Source organism: Ruegeria sp. CDSC054, from assembly GCF_059610645.1.
Window position 1 is genome coordinate 1 of record NZ_JBXWOA010000030.1, and the last position, 14,997, is coordinate 14,997.

A 14,997-nucleotide genomic window follows, 5' to 3' on the forward strand; every position below is an offset into this window, starting at 1 on the left:
GCGCAAACAAACTCCCAGAACCAGAAGGCCTCACAGCCTGACCTGGTGCGTTAGGGCGCAAATAATGCGCCTTAACGAAACTGATATTACTTTGTTTTAAAGAGCTTTCGGAATGGTCGCCTCAGAGAGCCAGATAGCCTATTCCCGCAAACGCAACCAAACATCCAAGCCATTGGCGTGGAATCATCTTTTCACGCAAAACAGCCCATGCCAACACAACCGTCAGCAGCCCAAAGACGGACGCTGTCACCGAGGCAAATTGCGCATTCGGCAACCCGCCCGCCGCGATCACGCAAAGGATGGCAACAGCATCCAGAACACCCATGACACAGAGAAGAGGCAGAGCCCGCAGCCCGGGCCAGATTGATCTGCGGGATGCCAGGGCGATCATGCCTAGGGCAAATACTGCCGTCAGCCGAATAACCAGGGAGATTGAGTATTCGTCATTATGTTCGGTTGCATATTGTCCTAGCGCAAAGGTGGCGGCGAACCCGATTGCTGCAAGTATCGATAGCACCACCGTCGGGCCAGCTGCTGGGTATTCGGTTGCGTCGCGTTCAGATTGGGCAGCCACAACAGAAACGCCAACACCAATCGCGATGACGGCAAGCCAGTGCAGCGGGCTGACCGTTGCGCCGCGCCAGATGGCCAGTGAGACGGACAACACCGGATAGCTTGCAACAATCGGAGCAACCAGCCGGACCGGGCCGCGTTGAAAAGCGGCGTACATGCAGACGCCCGCCAGCAGATAACACCCCCCTGTAGCAATAGCGCTGATCAATGCCGTGCCAGGAATTGGGTCGACTTCACCCATCATCACAACCAAACCAAGTTGCAGCACTGCGCCCGAAATCAGCACAGCCATGAGCGAAGCAATCACGCTGACAGACTGGCTGACATAGCGCACTGCCAGATCGTGTACCCCCCAGCAAAGTGCCGCCAAAAGGCCAAGCACCAGAGCGTTCAATCCGTCATCTCCCTTACTGGTTTCACCTAGTTCCGCTTCTGAGCATGAGTATGTCAGAATGTCACTGTTGATAAACTTAATTTCCTGTTATGCAATATTTCAGGTGCCAGAGATACAGAAAGGCAGCACATGGAATCTGCGATAGAGCAACTTGGTGGTGAGACCCAACTGCGCGCTCTGGTTGAGCGTTTCTATGACCGGTTGGAAACGGATCCGGCATCGCATTCGTTGCACAGGCTGCATTTTCGGGGACATGGGCTAAACCACACCAGACAAGCTCAATTTGAATTTCTCAGCGGGTTTCTCGGCGGACGTGCCTATTATCGTGAACGTTTCGGCCACATGGATCTGCGCGAAATCCATGCGCATATTCCCATCCGGAAGGCCGACGCAGAGCTTTGGCTGGATACTTTCGATGCCGCATTGGCGGATTGCGAATTGACCGGTCCGGTTGTGGAAAAGATGCGCGCGACGCTTCGCCGGGCCGCGCTTATGCTGGTCAATGACGTTCCAGATTGGCGGTTGGCAGCAGATGCCGGGTATACGTAGAGACGCTTTGCGGCAATCACGTTACGTGTTCTGCGGTTCTGATCAAAGCTGATGCCCATAACAAATGCCAAAATACGGTCGATCGAGAACATGCACCCGTGTTCTGATGGCTTTATTCTCGATTGTTAACAAAGGGTTGGCCTTGAATTCCCAAACGGCCAACGGGCTGCGCATCACGCGCAAAAGGTCAAATTCGTCCAGTTGCGGAATAGAACGCTCTTTGTAGAAGTGTACGATTTGCGTGTCGTCTTGATGCTTGGCGATGTGGTCATTAACTGCGCCGAGACTCGCCTTGCGTATGCTCAAACTTGAGAACGTTCCTGGCGAGCCACTTGGGGCCTCAAAAACGGGGCCGCAGCTTTTGCCGCGGCCCAGAATTGCCACCTTGCAATCCGGATTAGATGTCCAAAGTGTTGTCTTTTTCCCAGCGTGAGAAGTGAGAGACGAAAGAGTTCCATTCCTGATGTTTCATTTTCAGAAACGCGGATGAGAACTCGGCACCCATCATGGCCTTCAGTTCCTTGTCCTTGTCGTATTCGCGCAGGGCATCAAGCATGTTCAACGGTAGTTTCGGCGCACCGCGCACCTTGTGGCCTTCAGCATACATATCGATGTCCCAACGTTTGCCCGGGTCAGCTTTGGACCGGATACCGGACAGACCAGCGGCGATGATCACCGCTTGTAGCAGATAGGGGTTGGTCGCCCCATCGGGCAGACGCAGCTCAAACCGGCCGGGGCCGGGAACGCGAACCATGTGCGTCCGGTTGTTGCCTGTCCAGGTCACTGTATTGGGTGCCCAAGTTGCACCCGACATTGTCCGCGGCGCGTTGATACGCTTGTAACTGTTCACTGTAGGATTGGTGATTGCTGCCAGTGCTGAGGCGTGTTTCATGATACCGCCGAGGAAGTGTTTTCCGCGTTCGCCCAGCCCAACTTCACCGGTAGGGCCGTCGCCTTCGCCTGCAAACACGTTGGTTTTGGCGGCGTCACCCGGCGCATCCCAGACCGAGATATGGGCATGACAGCCATTTCCGGTCAGACCTTCGACCGGTTTCGGCATGAACGTCGCCCGAAGCCCGTGCTTTTCGGCCACCGATTTGGTCATGAATTTGAAGAAGGAATGCTTGTCCGCAGTGCGCAGAACGTCATCAAATTCCCAGTTCATTTCGAACTGGCCATTGGCGTCCTCGTGGTCGTTCTGATACGGTCCCCAGCCCAGCTCCAGCATGTAGTCGCAGATCTCGCGCACCACATCATAGCGACGCATAACCGCCTGCTGGTCGTAACAGGGCTTTTCGGCGGTATCGAACGGATCGCTGATTTGTTCGCCATCCGGGGTAAGCAGAAAGAACTCGGCCTCAATGCCGGTTTTAACGTGCATTCCTTCGGCGGCGGCCTCGTCGATCAGGCGGCGCAACACATTGCGCGGAGCTTGCGCGACATCGCTTCCTTCCATCACGCAGTTACCAGCAACCCAAGCCACTTCGGGCTTCCACGGTAGCTGAATGACCGAGGACGGATCAGGCACCGCAAGCATGTCAGGATGCGCTGGTGTCATGTCCAGCCACGTGGCGAACCCGGCGAATCCCGCTCCGTCCTCCTGCATATCCGCGATAGCCTGCGCGGGCACCAGTTTGGCCCGTTGTCCACCGAACAAGTCGGTGAATGAGATCATGAAGTATTTGACGCCTTTTTCTTTTGCGAAAGCTGCGAGATCTGTCGTCACGATTGCTTTCCTTTCCCTGTTGTTTTTTGGTTTGTCAAAGCAAAAACGCGGCCCCCCTCAGGGAGCCGCGCAGCATCTATTCAGAACCCTTCCTTACCGGGGTACCAACTGGTTCCCGCCAGCGGCACCCGCGCCATGGCGGCGGCCTCCATTGTCAGGGCGCACAAGTCCTCGGGCTCGAGGTTGTGCAGGTGATTGTGCCCACAGGCGCGCGCGATGGTCTGCGCCTCAAGCGTCAAAACTTTCAGGTAGTTACGCAACCTGCGGCCTGCTTCGACTGGGTCCAGACGTGCGGCCAGTTCGGGGTCCTGCGTAGTAATACCCGCCGGGTCCTGTCCTTCGTGCCAGTCATCATAGGCACCGGTTGTCGTGCCTAGCTTCTGATACTCGGCCTCCCACTTGGGATCGTTGTCGCCCAGAGCCACCAATGCGGCGGTGCCTATGGCGACCGCATCTGCACCCAGCGCCAGCGCTTTGGCAACATCGGCACCGGTGCGGATACCGCCCGAGATGACCAGTTGTACCTCTCGGTGCACGCCCAGATCCTGCAGTGCCTGAACGGCGGGGCGGATACAGGACAGCGTCGGCAGCCCGACATGTTCGATGAACACGTCCTGCGTCGCGGCTGTACCGCCCTGCATGCCGTCCATCACCACAACATCAGCGCCGGCCTTCACTGCCAAAGCAGTGTCGTAGTAGGGGCGCGTTGCACCGACCTTAACGTAGATCGGTACCTGCCAATCTGTGATTTCCCGCAACTCAAGGATCTTGATTTCAAGATCGTCCGGGCCGGTCCAATCCGGATGACGACAGGCGGAACGCTGGTCGATCCCCTTGGGCAAGGTGCGCATCTCGGCCACGCGGTCGCTGATCTTCTGACCCAGCAGCATACCGCCGCCGCCGGGCTTGGCACCCTGACCGACCACAATCTCAATTGCGTCAGCCTTGCGCAGATCGTTCGGGTTCATGCCGTAACGCGAAGGCAAATACTGATAGACCAGCTTGGTTGAATGGCCGCGTTCCTCTGGCGTCATGCCTCCATCACCGGTGGTGGTTGACGTGCCCGCTGCGGATGCGCCGCGGCCCAGAGCTTCTTTCGCCGGGCCGGACAATGCGCCAAAGCTCATGCCTGCAATGGTGATCGGGATATCCAGTTCGATCGGCTTTTTGGCAAAGCGCGTGCCTAGCGTTACTGAGGTATCGCAGCGTTCTCGATAGCCTTCCAACGGATAGCGCGACACCGACGCGCCGAGAAACAGAAGGTCGTCGAAATGAGGTACTTTCCGCTTCGCCCCTCCACCACGAATGTCATAGATGCCGGTCGCAGCGGCGCGACGGATCTCGGCATTGATCGGGTTGGAAAATGTCGCCGACTGGATCGGCAGGGTGCGGGGGATCTGATCGTCCATATCTTTCATACCCTTCTTCCTCAGTAAGCGGCGGCGTTATCAACGTCGAAATTATAAAGCTGACGGGCCGAACCATAGCGTTTGAACTCTTCTGGCTTGGCGTCGCTGCCCGCGCGGGCCAGCAGATCCCTCAGGATATCCAGATGCTCGGGACGCATGTCCTTCTCGATGCAATCCGCGCCGAGGCTCTTGACCGTACCACGCACGAACAGCCGGGCTTCGTAGAGTGAATCCCCCAGCGCATCCCCTGCGTCCCCGCAGACTACCAGATTGCCGTCCTGGGCCATGAAGGCGGACATGTGGCCGATGCTGCCATGCACGACGATATCGATCCCTTTCATTGAGATGCCGCAGCGCGAGCTGGCATTACCTTTGATCACCAGCAATCCGCCGTGGCCAGTCGCTCCGGCGTATTGGCTGGCGTCACCATCGACGATGACCTGACCGGACATCATGTTTTCAGCAACGCCCGGACCAACAGAGCCTTCAACCTTGATGGTCGCCTGCTGGTTCATGCCTGCACAGTAGTAACCGGTCGAACCTTTGACCGTCACCTCAATCGGAGCGTCCAGTCCGACTGCGATTGCGTGGCTGCCTTTGGGGTTCACAATTTCCCATCGGGTTTGATTGGTCTCGGCGTTTTGTGCCTGCAGGGACGAGTTCAGTCCGCGCAGCCCGTCTGCCTCTAGATCATAGGTCTGCATATCAGGCGGCCTTTTCGTGGGTTGTAGGGCTGTCGTTGTGCGACCAGAAATATACGGTGGAGGGTTCAGGCTCCCAAACCCGGGCGTCTTCAATACCCGGCAAGTTCACCAAAGCTCGGTATTCGCTACCAAAGGCCACATATTGGTCTGTTTCGGCCATTACCGCTGGCTTACAGGCAATTGGGTCACGTACGACGCCAAACCCATCTTTAGTGCCAACAACAAAGGTGAAGAAGCCGTCCAGATCATCAATGCTGGTCTCCAGAGCCTCACCAAGTGTCGCGCCGTTCATCATTTTCCATGTCAGATATGCGGCACCCACTTCGGTGTCGTTCTCGGTCTGGATAACCACACCTTCACGGCGCAGTTTGCGGCGCAACGAGTTGTGGTTGGACAGCGATCCATTGTGGACCAGACACTGATCTGGCCCGGTGTTGAACGGGTGTGCGCCCATTGTCGTCACGGCGGACTCGGTCGCCATACGCGTATGCCCAATGCCATGGGTGCCGCTCATACCGTTGAGGTTAAATCGGTCTGCAACATCTTTAGGCAGGCCAACTTCCTTGTAGATTTCGAGGCTTTCGCCGCGGCTCATGATCCGAACCGACGGGCGGATTTCGGCCAGCGCAGCGCGTGCGGCTTCGTACTGACCGGCGGGAATTTCAAGAACGGTGTGTGTGTCGTTGTTTGTCTGACCAACCGTTGCGCCCAGCTTTTCACCCAGCTCATCAGCCAAGCCGACAAAGTCAGCATCGGGGTTGGGCGACTGGACTGTAATCTTGGTTTTGCCTGCCGACTCTGCGCCATAGATCGCGATACCGGCACTATCGGGGCCGCGGTCTGTCATCGTAATCAGCATGTCCGTCAGCATGTTACCCAGTTGGGGCGCAAGAGACTGGTCTTTGAGGAATAATCCAACAATTCCGCACATGGCTGGCAGATCTCCTTGTGTGTTTCACTATGATTCGACGGTATCAACAAAACTTGGGGACATCAATAATAGTAGGAAAGTTTTTTTCCTAACAGGCAATGGGCGCGACCTCTGATTTCACGCCCATTGCCAGCTCTTAAAGCTGGATCAGTATCGTTCCAGCTGTGCCTTCACCTTCTCTTCGTCGCCGGTGTGGCGGGCCTTCTCAAGGTGTTCACCTTCCCGGACAAACTGAATGCGATGCCAGCCGATCCAGAAGACCACGCCAATGATGACCATCAGAACTTCGTAGCCTTGGAAGGGGTAGATCGGACCGACCTCGGCAAGATCGACAGCCCAGCTTGTGTATCCATTCGTAGACATGTCTTTCTCCTTTACTTCGCTGCCGCGCCAGCACGGGCAGCCAATTCCTGTTTGTCAGCTTCGATGATCGCTGCCTTGGCATCTTCGTAGGCATGGTGCTCGGCGTAATCGAGGCCCTGCAGCTCAACCTCTTCCGGGATGCGCAGCACGCCCATTGAAGATTGAATCTTGGCCAGAGCCCATCCGGGCAGGAAGCCCAGAACAAAGAACATGATGACCGCGCCGGTGATCTGCCCGATCGGGTTGATCGTCGCGTAACCTTCGTAAGGCGATGACGGGACACCCCACAGAACAAACCCCGAGATCACCAGACCAACGAACCCGGCGTAACCGTGCACCGCAACGGCGCCAACGGCGTCATCCAGCTTGAACCGGCGTTCGACCCAGTAGTGCAGCTTGTACACGATCACGACACCGATGGCGGCAATGATCATCGCTTGGATTGGGTGATACAGGTCGTTACCGGCCGAGGCGGTGATGATTCCGGCAAGCCCACCCGAGAAAGTCCAGAACGCATCACCCTTCGAGATCACGTAAGCAGCCATCAGACCGCCGGATAGCGACATGAGGAAGTTGAAGGTGATCGCCGACAGGGTCGTCGGAGCCAGATAGATATTGGTTGCTGTCCAGGTGACGCCGGTGATCTGCCCATCGATCCCTTCAGGTGAAATCACTGGCACGTTGCACGCGGCATAGAAGCCCCAGAAACCAGTGTAGATCAGGAAGATACCGATCGTCAGTAGCCACGGATTGTGCGGAGGAATGTCCCGTGGTGTACCGTCCTTGGCGAACTTGCCTAGGCGCGGTCCCAAAACCATGATCACACCCAATGCGTAACCGCCTGCAATTGCGTGAATTACACCGGAAGCATATGCATCATGGTAGCCGAGAATGCGAACCATCCAGCCGCCGTAGTGCCAGCCCCACGCAGCGTCGATGATCCACCAGACCGATCCGATCATGACCGCATGAACCCAGAGCGCCGAAGACCTGATCCGTTCGATCACGGAACCCGAAACGATCGAGGCCGCCGTCCAAGAGAACAGCAGGAATGCCGCCCAGAAAACGCCAGTGATTCTGTCACTAACATTGGTCGCCATCGTATCGGCCCAAGGCAGATTCGCTGCGCCCGCTTCAGTGTCCAGACCGCCCCAGAACGGAAAGTTTGGAAAAGCCCAGTAGATCCACCATCCAAAGAAGAAGAACGTGACCGTCACCAGAGGGATGATCATGATGTTTTTCATCAATGTGTGCATATGGTTACGGGCACGACTTGCGCCGACTTCGTACATGCAAAAGCCCACATGGATGAGGAACATGAAAACGACAGTTACCCAGTAGTAGAACTCGGTAAAGATCGTCGTGAGAGCATTTAGATTGCCATCCACTTCGTAGTCTCCCTGTTGTTGCAGCAGGAGGTCTCTCTGCGAAGTTTTCCTGCTGGGAAATTTTATCTACTCAGGGGACAATCTCGTGGGGCACCTGTCAATAGATATGTGGGGCAAACATCTTTACCGGTGGTGTCGCATTCTCAATTTGAAGGGTCGAAAACTGGCTTTTCTTCATGAAAATAAGGGGTTTCCTTCAACTCTAAGCCCCCGTCTAAGGGTTCAGAAATTGAAGGCAAATATTCCCATCAGGAAAATATTCTGCACAGAGGTGTTGATTTTCAATCTGACATCAGCCTCAATATGGCAACAAAAAGCAATCAACGGGAGAGCTGAACCATGGCCATTCTTTGGAGGACGTCCGCCCTTGCGCAGCGCCATGCCGAGATCGGCGGCGAACTTGAGGACTGGAACGGCATGGGAACCGCATGGTTCTACGACCACAGCCCAGAGCGCGCCAAAGCCGACTACGAAGCCATCCGAACCAAAGCTGGTCTCATGGATGTATCCGGCCTGAAAAAGGTTCACGTGGTCGGTGAAGATGCCGCATATGTCATTGATCGGGTCACCACGCGGAACGTGGAAAAGATCATGCCGGGTCGTTCGACCTACGCCTCGATCCTGAATGCTGAAGGCAAATTCGTTGACGATTGCATCATCTATCGCTTGTCGGTGAACACATGGCTTGTGGTGCACGGCACCGGCACGGGCATGGAGCAGCTGACTTTGGTGGCGGCGGGCAAGAACTGCGCGGTCATTTTTGACGACGACATGCACGATATGTCGCTGCAGGGACCAGTGGCCGTTGATTTCTTGGCCAAGCACATCCCCGGAATTCGTGATCTTGCTTATTTTGGGATCATGCAAACCAAACTCTATGGCTGCCCGGTGATGATTTCGCGGACCGGCTACACCGGTGAGCGCGGGTACGAAATTTTCTGTCAGGCCAAGCACGCAGTACACCTGTGGGACAACATTCTGGCCGAGGGCAAAGACATGGGAATCGTGCCGGTCCAGTTCTCGACACTCGATCTGCTGCGCACCGAAAGCTATCTGCTGTTTTACCCAGGAGATAACTCGGAGACCTACCCGTTCGACGACGAAACATGCGGTGATACGCTTTGGGAACTGGGTTTGGAATTCACTGTGTCACCCGGGAAAACCGGTTTTATTGGGGCCGAGAACCACTATGCCGCGCAAGGCAAGGAGCGGTTCAAGATCTACGGCGTCAAACTTGACGGCACGACCCCTGCGGATGAGGGTGCGGACCTGCTGCAAAACGGCGAGAAGGTCGGGGTTGTCACCTTTGGCATGTATTCCGAAATCAACGGGCACAACGTAGGTATCGCGCGAATGCCGGTCGCCTGTGCCTCACCCGGCACCAAGCTGACAGTGCGCAACGGTGATGGGACAGAAATAGCGGCGACTGCGGAAGAAATGCCGTTCTACGATCAGGACAAATCGATCAGAACCGCAAAGGGCTGAGTTTAAGGGGGCGCAACGGACACACCGTGGCGCCCTTTTCCTATTTGAGGGCACAATGTCAAAGTTCGAATTTCCCAAGTCAATCGCAAGCCGCCCGGTCTGGGGCACGCTAGAGGTCCGCCCGGGCGAACACCATCTCATGATCGCTGAGGCCGAAGGGGCCGAAGCCGTTCTTGACATCGCAACACCCGACCTGATGGCCAAAACCCATCTGATCTACATTCCCAAGGGAACAGATTACGTTGAGCGACTGCAGGCAGTGAAGCCAGCGCAATTCTACGAAGGTCCATCTTATGAAGCCTCGCTGCAGCGCATTCGCCGCGTTTTGGAAGATGCTCATATGGGATTGCAGGTTTATTTGACCGGCTCTGAGGGTATGATGGGTCAGGCCATGAACGAAGTGATGGCCGTTGGCCTGCCGCACACGGCAATCCAGACCGAACATCGCGGATCAGTCGCGCGCCGGATGCAATGTGTGCACTGCAAGGGCATCACCGAGGATGTCGAGGTTGATCCGTTTGTCTGCGCGCATTGCGGGCTGAACCTGTTTGTGCGCGACCATTATTCCCGCCGCCTAGCCGCCTATCAGGGCGTCCGTGTCGATGCCGAAGACCATGGCAACGTGCCCGAGCCGAAAGGGATTTACGAATGAGCGGTGCCGAGAAAATCCAAGTCAAAGTGACCGAGATCACCCCGCTGAACGAGTTGGTGACGCGGTTCCGGTTCGAACGCATCGACGGAGGCCAGTTGCCAACCTTTTCGGGTGGCGCGCATACGGTTGTTGAAATGCGGGATGGAGGCATCACGCGGCTTAATCCCTATTCGCTGATGTCGGATCCGTTTGATCAGTCATCCTATACGATCTCGGTTCGGCGCGATGACGAGGGCAGGGGTGGTTCACTGTTCATGCACCGCCAGGTCAAGCTGGGTGATGAGATGACCATCAGTTATCCGGTCAACTTGTTTTCACTGGACCTGCGCGCCCGCAAGCACCTGTTTCTGGCCGGTGGCATCGGGATCACCCCGTTTCTAGCGCAGATCAAACAACTTGAACTGCTGCACGGACATTGGGAGCTGCACTATGCCTGCCGCAATCACGCGCTGGCATCTTATGCGGACCAGCTGACCGACCGGCATCCCAATGAGACGCATCTGTATTACGACGATCAGAACAAGCAGATTGATCTGGAGAACCTCCTGAGCGGGCAACCTCTGGGCACGCATGTCTATGTCTGCGGCCCCAAGGGTATGATCGACTGGGTGCGCAACACAGCCGCCGCCGAAGGCTGGCCGGAAGATTGCGTGCATTACGAAGAGTTCTTGGCACCTCAGCCCGGCAAGCCGTTCGAGGTGCGGCTGGCGGCCTCAGACAAAGTCGTTCATGTCGGCGAGAACGAAAGCCTGCTCGAAGCCATCGAACGAGAAGGCGTCGATGCGCCTTATCTGTGCCGTGGTGGTGCCTGCGGTCAGTGTGAAACCGTGGTTCTGGATCACGACGGCAACTTTGTTCATCGTGATCACTGGCTGACCGATGAAGAAAAGGCAGCAGGCAAGAAGATCATGCCCTGCGTATCGCGTTTCGAGGGCAAGTCCCTCGTGCTGGACCGCTGAGAGGAGGCCCGACATGACCATTCAATTCAACGACGAATCCTTTCGCGACGACTACACATTCCACAACTCGGAATGGGCGATCAAACGCTTTCCGTTCCCGTTCCACGAAGACAGCTACATGTACTCGGTCAACATGGAACAACATCGCGGTGGACCCGAGGGCTCGGTCTATGAAATGCGGTTCGATGTGGACGAGCACTACGTCTCAGAGATGAAAGATCGCGCAATGGTTCTGGATCAGGACCCGCTGCGTTGTCAGTCGTTGCCGCATATGACACTGGCCGGTTGGGACTTGCTGGAACTGATCATGGTTAGCAAGTCCGAGGATTACCCGGACTTGTTTGAGCTACACTGCAACGGCAATCAGTGGCGCTGGATCAACAAGCCATTGGGCATCGATCACAGCTTTACCTTCATGGATGAAACCACGCTGCCCTATGGGCCGATGGAATACATCACCCGTCAGGCACAGGGCGATTTTGCCGTACTTGATCAGCGCGACGAGATGCTGTGGATGGACGCCGGAATGGTGACGACCCAAGCCGACTGGAGTCTGGATTTTGACATCGGAATGAACTTTTTCGAATGGCACGCGCCGGTTCCAAAAGCGCATGAGATGGGGATATTCAAGCGCGCATTGAAATTCCTGCTGAATATTCAGCAGGGCGCCCCCGCGCGGCGTCTCAACTGGACCATGACGGTGAATCCTTTGCTAGATACAAGCCCGGAAAACTATCACAAATGGGGCATCCAAAAGACCACGCTGACGCCCGAAAACATCGCCCACAAGCAACATCTGCGGGTCGAGTTGCAGACGTTCTTCCGTCTGCCGCGCTCCAATGCGCTGGTGTTCCCGATCCGCTGCTATCTGTGCAGTTTTCAGGATCTGATGACTGTTCCCAAATGGGGCCGCCGTCTGCACCGGGTTATTCGGGACCTGCCCGAAGAACTGGCGACTTACAAAGGGTTCATCGACAACCGCCCGATGATGCTGGACTATCTTAGCCAGTTTGACGACGGGTTACCCACATCGCCGGGGATTAGGCCGGACTTGGAAACGGAACCGCCATTGTCAAAGTGAGCACTGTGAAGTGCCGTTGCTCAAATGGTTGATCCGGACATCACGCCTTGGCTCATTCCGAGCGATAGCTTTGCGTTGTATGACGCGCTTGCGCTGCTTCGTGCGTCATTTCAATTCATGGATGCCCGGATCGACCCCCCGTCTTCTATCCATAGGCTGACGGTAGAAGGGATGCGGGCGCATTGTCAGGATGGTGGTGAAATCTGGGCCATCGGCCGACCGCTATTCGCATGTATGTTTCTGACGCCCAAACCTGACTGCCTGTACGTGGGGAAGCTTGCAGTTCAGGAAGGACTGCGGGGGCAAGGTATCTGCCGCAAGTTGGTGGATCATGCTGCAAGCCGTGCAACTGAGCTTGGTCTGCCTGCGCTGGAGCTGGAAACACGCGTGGAACTTACTGAAAACCAACGCGTTTTTTCAAGGCTTGGGTTCACGATCGTGAATACCGGTAGCCATGAAGGCTATGACAGACCCACGGATTTCCGATTGCGCAAGCCGATCAGTTTGTCTGCGGATAGCTGATCACTGATATGTAGCGGGCCGGCAGATTAACCAACCGTTCCGGACCATGGGGCGCGTCCGCATCAAAGAACAGGGTGTCACCTGGTTTCAGGGGGTAGATCTGGTCCCCATGGCGGTAATCTACTTCGCCTTCCAGCATGTAAATCGTCTCGATTCCACCATGTTGAAATGTTGGAAACACGTCGGATTTAGCGGTTAGAGTGATCAAGTAGGGTTCGACAATTACACCTGATCCGTTGGCGCCGATATGCCCCAACAGATTGTATTGATGGTTTGCGCGTGTTCCTTCACGTTCCAGCTCGACGCCTTCACCAGCTTTTGTATGAACCGCCTCGCGGCGTTCTTCGAACTGTCTGAAGAAGCTTGTCAAAGGAACCGAAAGTGCATCCGCCAGCGACTGCAAGGTCGTCAAGGACGGTGACGTGTTTCCGTTTTCGATCTTGGATAGCATGCCAATCGACAATCCGGTTAGCTGGGCCAGCTCCGCGACGGTTATTTCCTGCTGCTTGCGAAAGGCACGAACCTCGCGGCCGATGGCAACTTCAAGAACTTTTTCTCTGTTACCCGAACGAACGGAATGTGGGTCCTGAGTCAGATTTGCCGCCATTTCTTTGTCGCGTTTTTTCAATTTTACTCTTTCAATGTCTTGCTACACTTGTCCAAACTGGTTCTGCAAGCAGGAGCAGCGGAAAACCCATTCCATTCGAAGTATCATAGCACCTAATTTTTCCTGATAGTAAAATAATCATGCTGGCAGAAAAAAGACCAGAGATCAGAATTCCACGGTTTGATGGCTTTTCGATGGGGAGCCTGACATCGTTGATCGAACCTCTGCGTATCGCAACGATCGCGCCCGGCATTAAGCATTTCTAATAATCGCTTGCGACCGAAAGAGGCAAAAAAGCCACCTGCAGCGCCAATGCCGGGTTGGAGGTTGGAACATATGTGTTGGATCGCCGATCGATGGACATTCTTTTCCAGCTTAGCAGTCCGACCTCGGGTTTAAGCGATTGTGGTCAGGAAAACAGAATGCCACTTACCCTTTCAGGGCACATAGCCAGGAAGTGCCGAGTGCAGCCAAAACGATTGCCGAGTGAAAGACTTTTGGGCATCTGTCGTAGCGTGTCGCCACTCTCCGCCATTCTTTGAGCCTACCGAACATGATCATAATGTGGTTGCGCGGTTTGTAGCGGTGCTTGTCACTTCGCGCGAGCCGCTTGTGTTGTTTCCAGCCCGGGATACATGCGCACAGCCCGTTTGATATCTTTGACGATCTTCTCGTCAGGGCTCTTCCTTGTCTTTCTTATCATCCACTCCTCAGTGGTTGCGATGAGCCAAGGACTCTTTCTTATCCAATACGGCTATATGGAACCAAAAGCGCTGACGCCAAAAACGGCCCGACATACCACAACAACCTCATCGAGGTACAAGACGTCGCCTGTACGACCCTGCCGGCCTCGCAACAACATCTCCTCAAATTTCCGCAAGCTCAGATTGAAGCAAGTTTACAACCACACCGCGTGTGCAATGATCTGACCAGGAAATCGGTGACGTTTGTAGTTGATGGACATTGAATCCACCGACGCCAATTAAGTCCATATCCAGGTTTGAGCAACCGCTCTAGAGATACAGAGGCAATGCCATCCGCTTTACTCAGTATAGTTGGGCATGGCTCGACGGCGTACATAAGTTCGCAACTCTTTCATTGATGCGATTGCCGCAATCAGAAAGGCGACGGATAGAACCACCCCCCAGTTGGTCTGTGAAATAATACTCACCTGCAACGTTTCATTTGTTCGAACGCCACTCACCGCCAAAAACAAAAGCGTAAAAATCGAAGGTAAAATGATCGGTGAAAGTGAAAAATTGGTGCGCCGGCGTAATAGAACCAGAGAGACAATCGCGCTGACAAGCTCTGCAGCTATACCTATCCAGATAACCGACAAAATATTGCCTTGGTGGTACGCCGCATGCCACACGAGAGGTAAAGCGCTCACAAGGACGATATTGGCGATCATGGCGTTTTCAGTTCGAGCTTTTGCGACTGCCATAGTGGTGCTGCCACTGCGCGACGCTCGAATTCCCTGCATGATGGCAAGCCATGCGAGAATGGGAATGACCGCTGCATACTTGTCCCCAAGCGCGAGACTTACAAACGGCTCGCCGAAAAAAATGATGCAAACGGGTTCTGTCGCAAACTTTTCAGATGGCAGAGCATTAGTGGAATTGGTGAGCGGTTTACCCTGCCAGTTGGGCGAACT

Annotated in this window: 16 protein-coding genes and 1 pseudogene; 6 read left to right on the forward strand and 11 right to left on the reverse strand. The window is 55.3% G+C overall.

The features are described 5' to 3' along the window. Positions 1 to 121 precede the first annotated feature (121 nt). Positions 122 to 967, reverse strand: coding sequence for a DMT family transporter (locus AC2FGC_RS23905; RefSeq protein ID WP_496783642.1), 846 nt, complete (start codon positions 965 to 967; stop codon positions 122 to 124). A 129-nt stretch (positions 968 to 1,096) separates the two neighbouring features. On the opposite strand from AC2FGC_RS23905, the gene AC2FGC_RS23910 reads away from it, so the two are divergent. Then, positions 1,097 to 1,516, forward strand: a complete 420-nt coding sequence (locus tag AC2FGC_RS23910; RefSeq protein ID WP_496727508.1) for a group II truncated hemoglobin — start codon at positions 1,097 to 1,099, stop codon at positions 1,514 to 1,516. A 42-nt stretch (positions 1,517 to 1,558) separates the two neighbouring features. Here AC2FGC_RS23910 and AC2FGC_RS23915 read toward each other — a convergent pair whose 3' ends face one another. The 7 genes from AC2FGC_RS23915 to AC2FGC_RS23945 all read right to left on the reverse strand — a co-directional run bounded on the left by AC2FGC_RS23915 (position 1,559) and on the right by AC2FGC_RS23945 (position 8,037). Further along, complete coding sequence (locus tag AC2FGC_RS23915; protein WP_496727509.1) at positions 1,559 to 1,900, reverse strand: hypothetical protein; 342 nt, start codon at positions 1,898 to 1,900, stop codon at positions 1,559 to 1,561. Positions 1,901 to 1,913: 13 nt separating this feature from the next. Continuing rightward, positions 1,914 to 3,242, reverse strand: a complete 1,329-nt coding sequence (gene glnT, locus AC2FGC_RS23920; protein WP_496727510.1) for a type III glutamate--ammonia ligase — start codon at positions 3,240 to 3,242, stop codon at positions 1,914 to 1,916. 80 nt (positions 3,243 to 3,322) lie between these two features. After that, a complete protein-coding gene (locus AC2FGC_RS23925; protein ID WP_496727521.1) occupies positions 3,323 to 4,651 on the reverse strand; it encodes an FMN-binding glutamate synthase family protein in 1,329 nt (442 codons plus the stop codon). 20 nt (positions 4,652 to 4,671) lie between these two features. Further along, the gene (locus tag AC2FGC_RS23930; RefSeq protein WP_496727511.1) at positions 4,672 to 5,355 is read right to left on the reverse strand and encodes a protein GlxC; all 684 of its coding nucleotides are present in this window, start codon (positions 5,353 to 5,355) and stop codon (positions 4,672 to 4,674) included. A 1-nt stretch (position 5,356) separates the two neighbouring features. Then, positions 5,357 to 6,286, reverse strand: a complete 930-nt coding sequence (locus tag AC2FGC_RS23935; protein ID WP_496727512.1) for a class II glutamine amidotransferase — start codon at positions 6,284 to 6,286, stop codon at positions 5,357 to 5,359. Positions 6,287 to 6,433: 147 nt separating this feature from the next. After that, positions 6,434 to 6,649: a hypothetical protein gene (locus AC2FGC_RS23940; RefSeq protein WP_108861028.1), complete on the reverse strand. Its 216-nt coding sequence runs from the start codon at positions 6,647 to 6,649 to the stop codon at positions 6,434 to 6,436. An 11-nt stretch (positions 6,650 to 6,660) separates the two neighbouring features. Further along, positions 6,661 to 8,037 carry an ammonium transporter gene (locus AC2FGC_RS23945; protein WP_496727513.1) on the reverse strand — a complete coding sequence of 459 codons (1,377 nt, stop codon included), beginning with the start codon at positions 8,035 to 8,037 and terminating at the stop codon, positions 6,661 to 6,663. A gap of 339 nt (positions 8,038 to 8,376) precedes the next feature. On the opposite strand from AC2FGC_RS23945, the gene AC2FGC_RS23950 reads away from it, so the two are divergent. The 5 genes from AC2FGC_RS23950 to AC2FGC_RS23970 are packed head-to-tail and all read left to right on the forward strand — an operon-like array spanning position 8,377 to position 12,736. Beyond that, a complete protein-coding gene (locus AC2FGC_RS23950) occupies positions 8,377 to 9,522 on the forward strand; it encodes an aminomethyl transferase family protein (protein WP_496727514.1) in 1,146 nt (381 codons plus the stop codon). Positions 9,523 to 9,577: 55 nt separating this feature from the next. After that, positions 9,578 to 10,174, forward strand: a complete 597-nt coding sequence (locus AC2FGC_RS23955) for a dimethylamine monooxygenase subunit DmmA family protein (RefSeq protein WP_496727515.1) — start codon at positions 9,578 to 9,580, stop codon at positions 10,172 to 10,174. Next, on the forward strand, positions 10,171 to 11,133 hold the full coding sequence (locus AC2FGC_RS23960; RefSeq protein ID WP_496727516.1) for a PDR/VanB family oxidoreductase: 963 nt from the start codon (positions 10,171 to 10,173) through the stop codon (positions 11,131 to 11,133). Before AC2FGC_RS23955 ends, AC2FGC_RS23960 begins: the two co-directional genes overlap by 4 nt. Positions 11,134 to 11,146: 13 nt before the next feature. Next, positions 11,147 to 12,214 (forward strand): heme-dependent oxidative N-demethylase family protein, encoded by a 1,068-nt coding sequence (locus tag AC2FGC_RS23965; protein WP_496727517.1) that lies wholly within the window; start codon positions 11,147 to 11,149, stop codon positions 12,212 to 12,214. Positions 12,215 to 12,238: 24 nt separating this feature from the next. Continuing rightward, on the forward strand, positions 12,239 to 12,736 hold the full coding sequence (locus tag AC2FGC_RS23970) for a GNAT family N-acetyltransferase (protein ID WP_496727518.1): 498 nt from the start codon (positions 12,239 to 12,241) through the stop codon (positions 12,734 to 12,736). Here AC2FGC_RS23970 and AC2FGC_RS23975 read toward each other — a convergent pair. The 3 genes and pseudogenes from AC2FGC_RS23975 to AC2FGC_RS23985 form a co-directional block, all read right to left on the reverse strand. Further along, positions 12,714 to 13,343, reverse strand: coding sequence for a helix-turn-helix domain-containing protein (locus tag AC2FGC_RS23975; protein ID WP_496727519.1), 630 nt, complete (start codon positions 13,341 to 13,343; stop codon positions 12,714 to 12,716). The genes AC2FGC_RS23970 and AC2FGC_RS23975 overlap by 23 nt on opposite strands. Before the next feature lie 429 nt (positions 13,344 to 13,772). Further along, positions 13,773 to 13,991: pseudogene (locus AC2FGC_RS23980) on the reverse strand (IS5/IS1182 family transposase); the annotation flags it as partial. Positions 13,992 to 14,385: 394 nt separating this feature from the next. Continuing rightward, the coding region (locus tag AC2FGC_RS23985) for a hypothetical protein (protein ID WP_496783644.1) at positions 14,386 to 14,997 on the reverse strand (612 nt) is incomplete at its 5' end.

Coding starts and splice junctions, on each gene's coding strand:
- AC2FGC_RS23965 (WP_496727517.1), top strand. CDS start 11,147: ATGACCATTCAATTCAACGACGAATCCTTTCGCGACGACTACACATTC.
- AC2FGC_RS23975 (WP_496727519.1), bottom strand. CDS start 13,343: ATGGCGGCAAATCTGACTCAGGACCCACATTCCGTTCGTTCGGGTAAC.
- AC2FGC_RS23910 (WP_496727508.1), top strand. CDS start 1,097: ATGGAATCTGCGATAGAGCAACTTGGTGGTGAGACCCAACTGCGCGCT.
- AC2FGC_RS23925 (WP_496727521.1), bottom strand. CDS start 4,651: ATGGACGATCAGATCCCCCGCACCCTGCCGATCCAGTCGGCGACATTT.
- AC2FGC_RS23930 (WP_496727511.1), bottom strand. CDS start 5,355: ATGCAGACCTATGATCTAGAGGCAGACGGGCTGCGCGGACTGAACTCG.
- AC2FGC_RS23955 (WP_496727515.1), top strand. CDS start 9,578: ATGTCAAAGTTCGAATTTCCCAAGTCAATCGCAAGCCGCCCGGTCTGG.
- AC2FGC_RS23935 (WP_496727512.1), bottom strand. CDS start 6,286: ATGTGCGGAATTGTTGGATTATTCCTCAAAGACCAGTCTCTTGCGCCC.
- AC2FGC_RS23960 (WP_496727516.1), top strand. CDS start 10,171: ATGAGCGGTGCCGAGAAAATCCAAGTCAAAGTGACCGAGATCACCCCG.
- AC2FGC_RS23940 (WP_108861028.1), bottom strand. CDS start 6,649: ATGTCTACGAATGGATACACAAGCTGGGCTGTCGATCTTGCCGAGGTC.
- AC2FGC_RS23950 (WP_496727514.1), top strand. CDS start 8,377: ATGGCCATTCTTTGGAGGACGTCCGCCCTTGCGCAGCGCCATGCCGAG.
- AC2FGC_RS23970 (WP_496727518.1), top strand. CDS start 12,239: ATGGTTGATCCGGACATCACGCCTTGGCTCATTCCGAGCGATAGCTTT.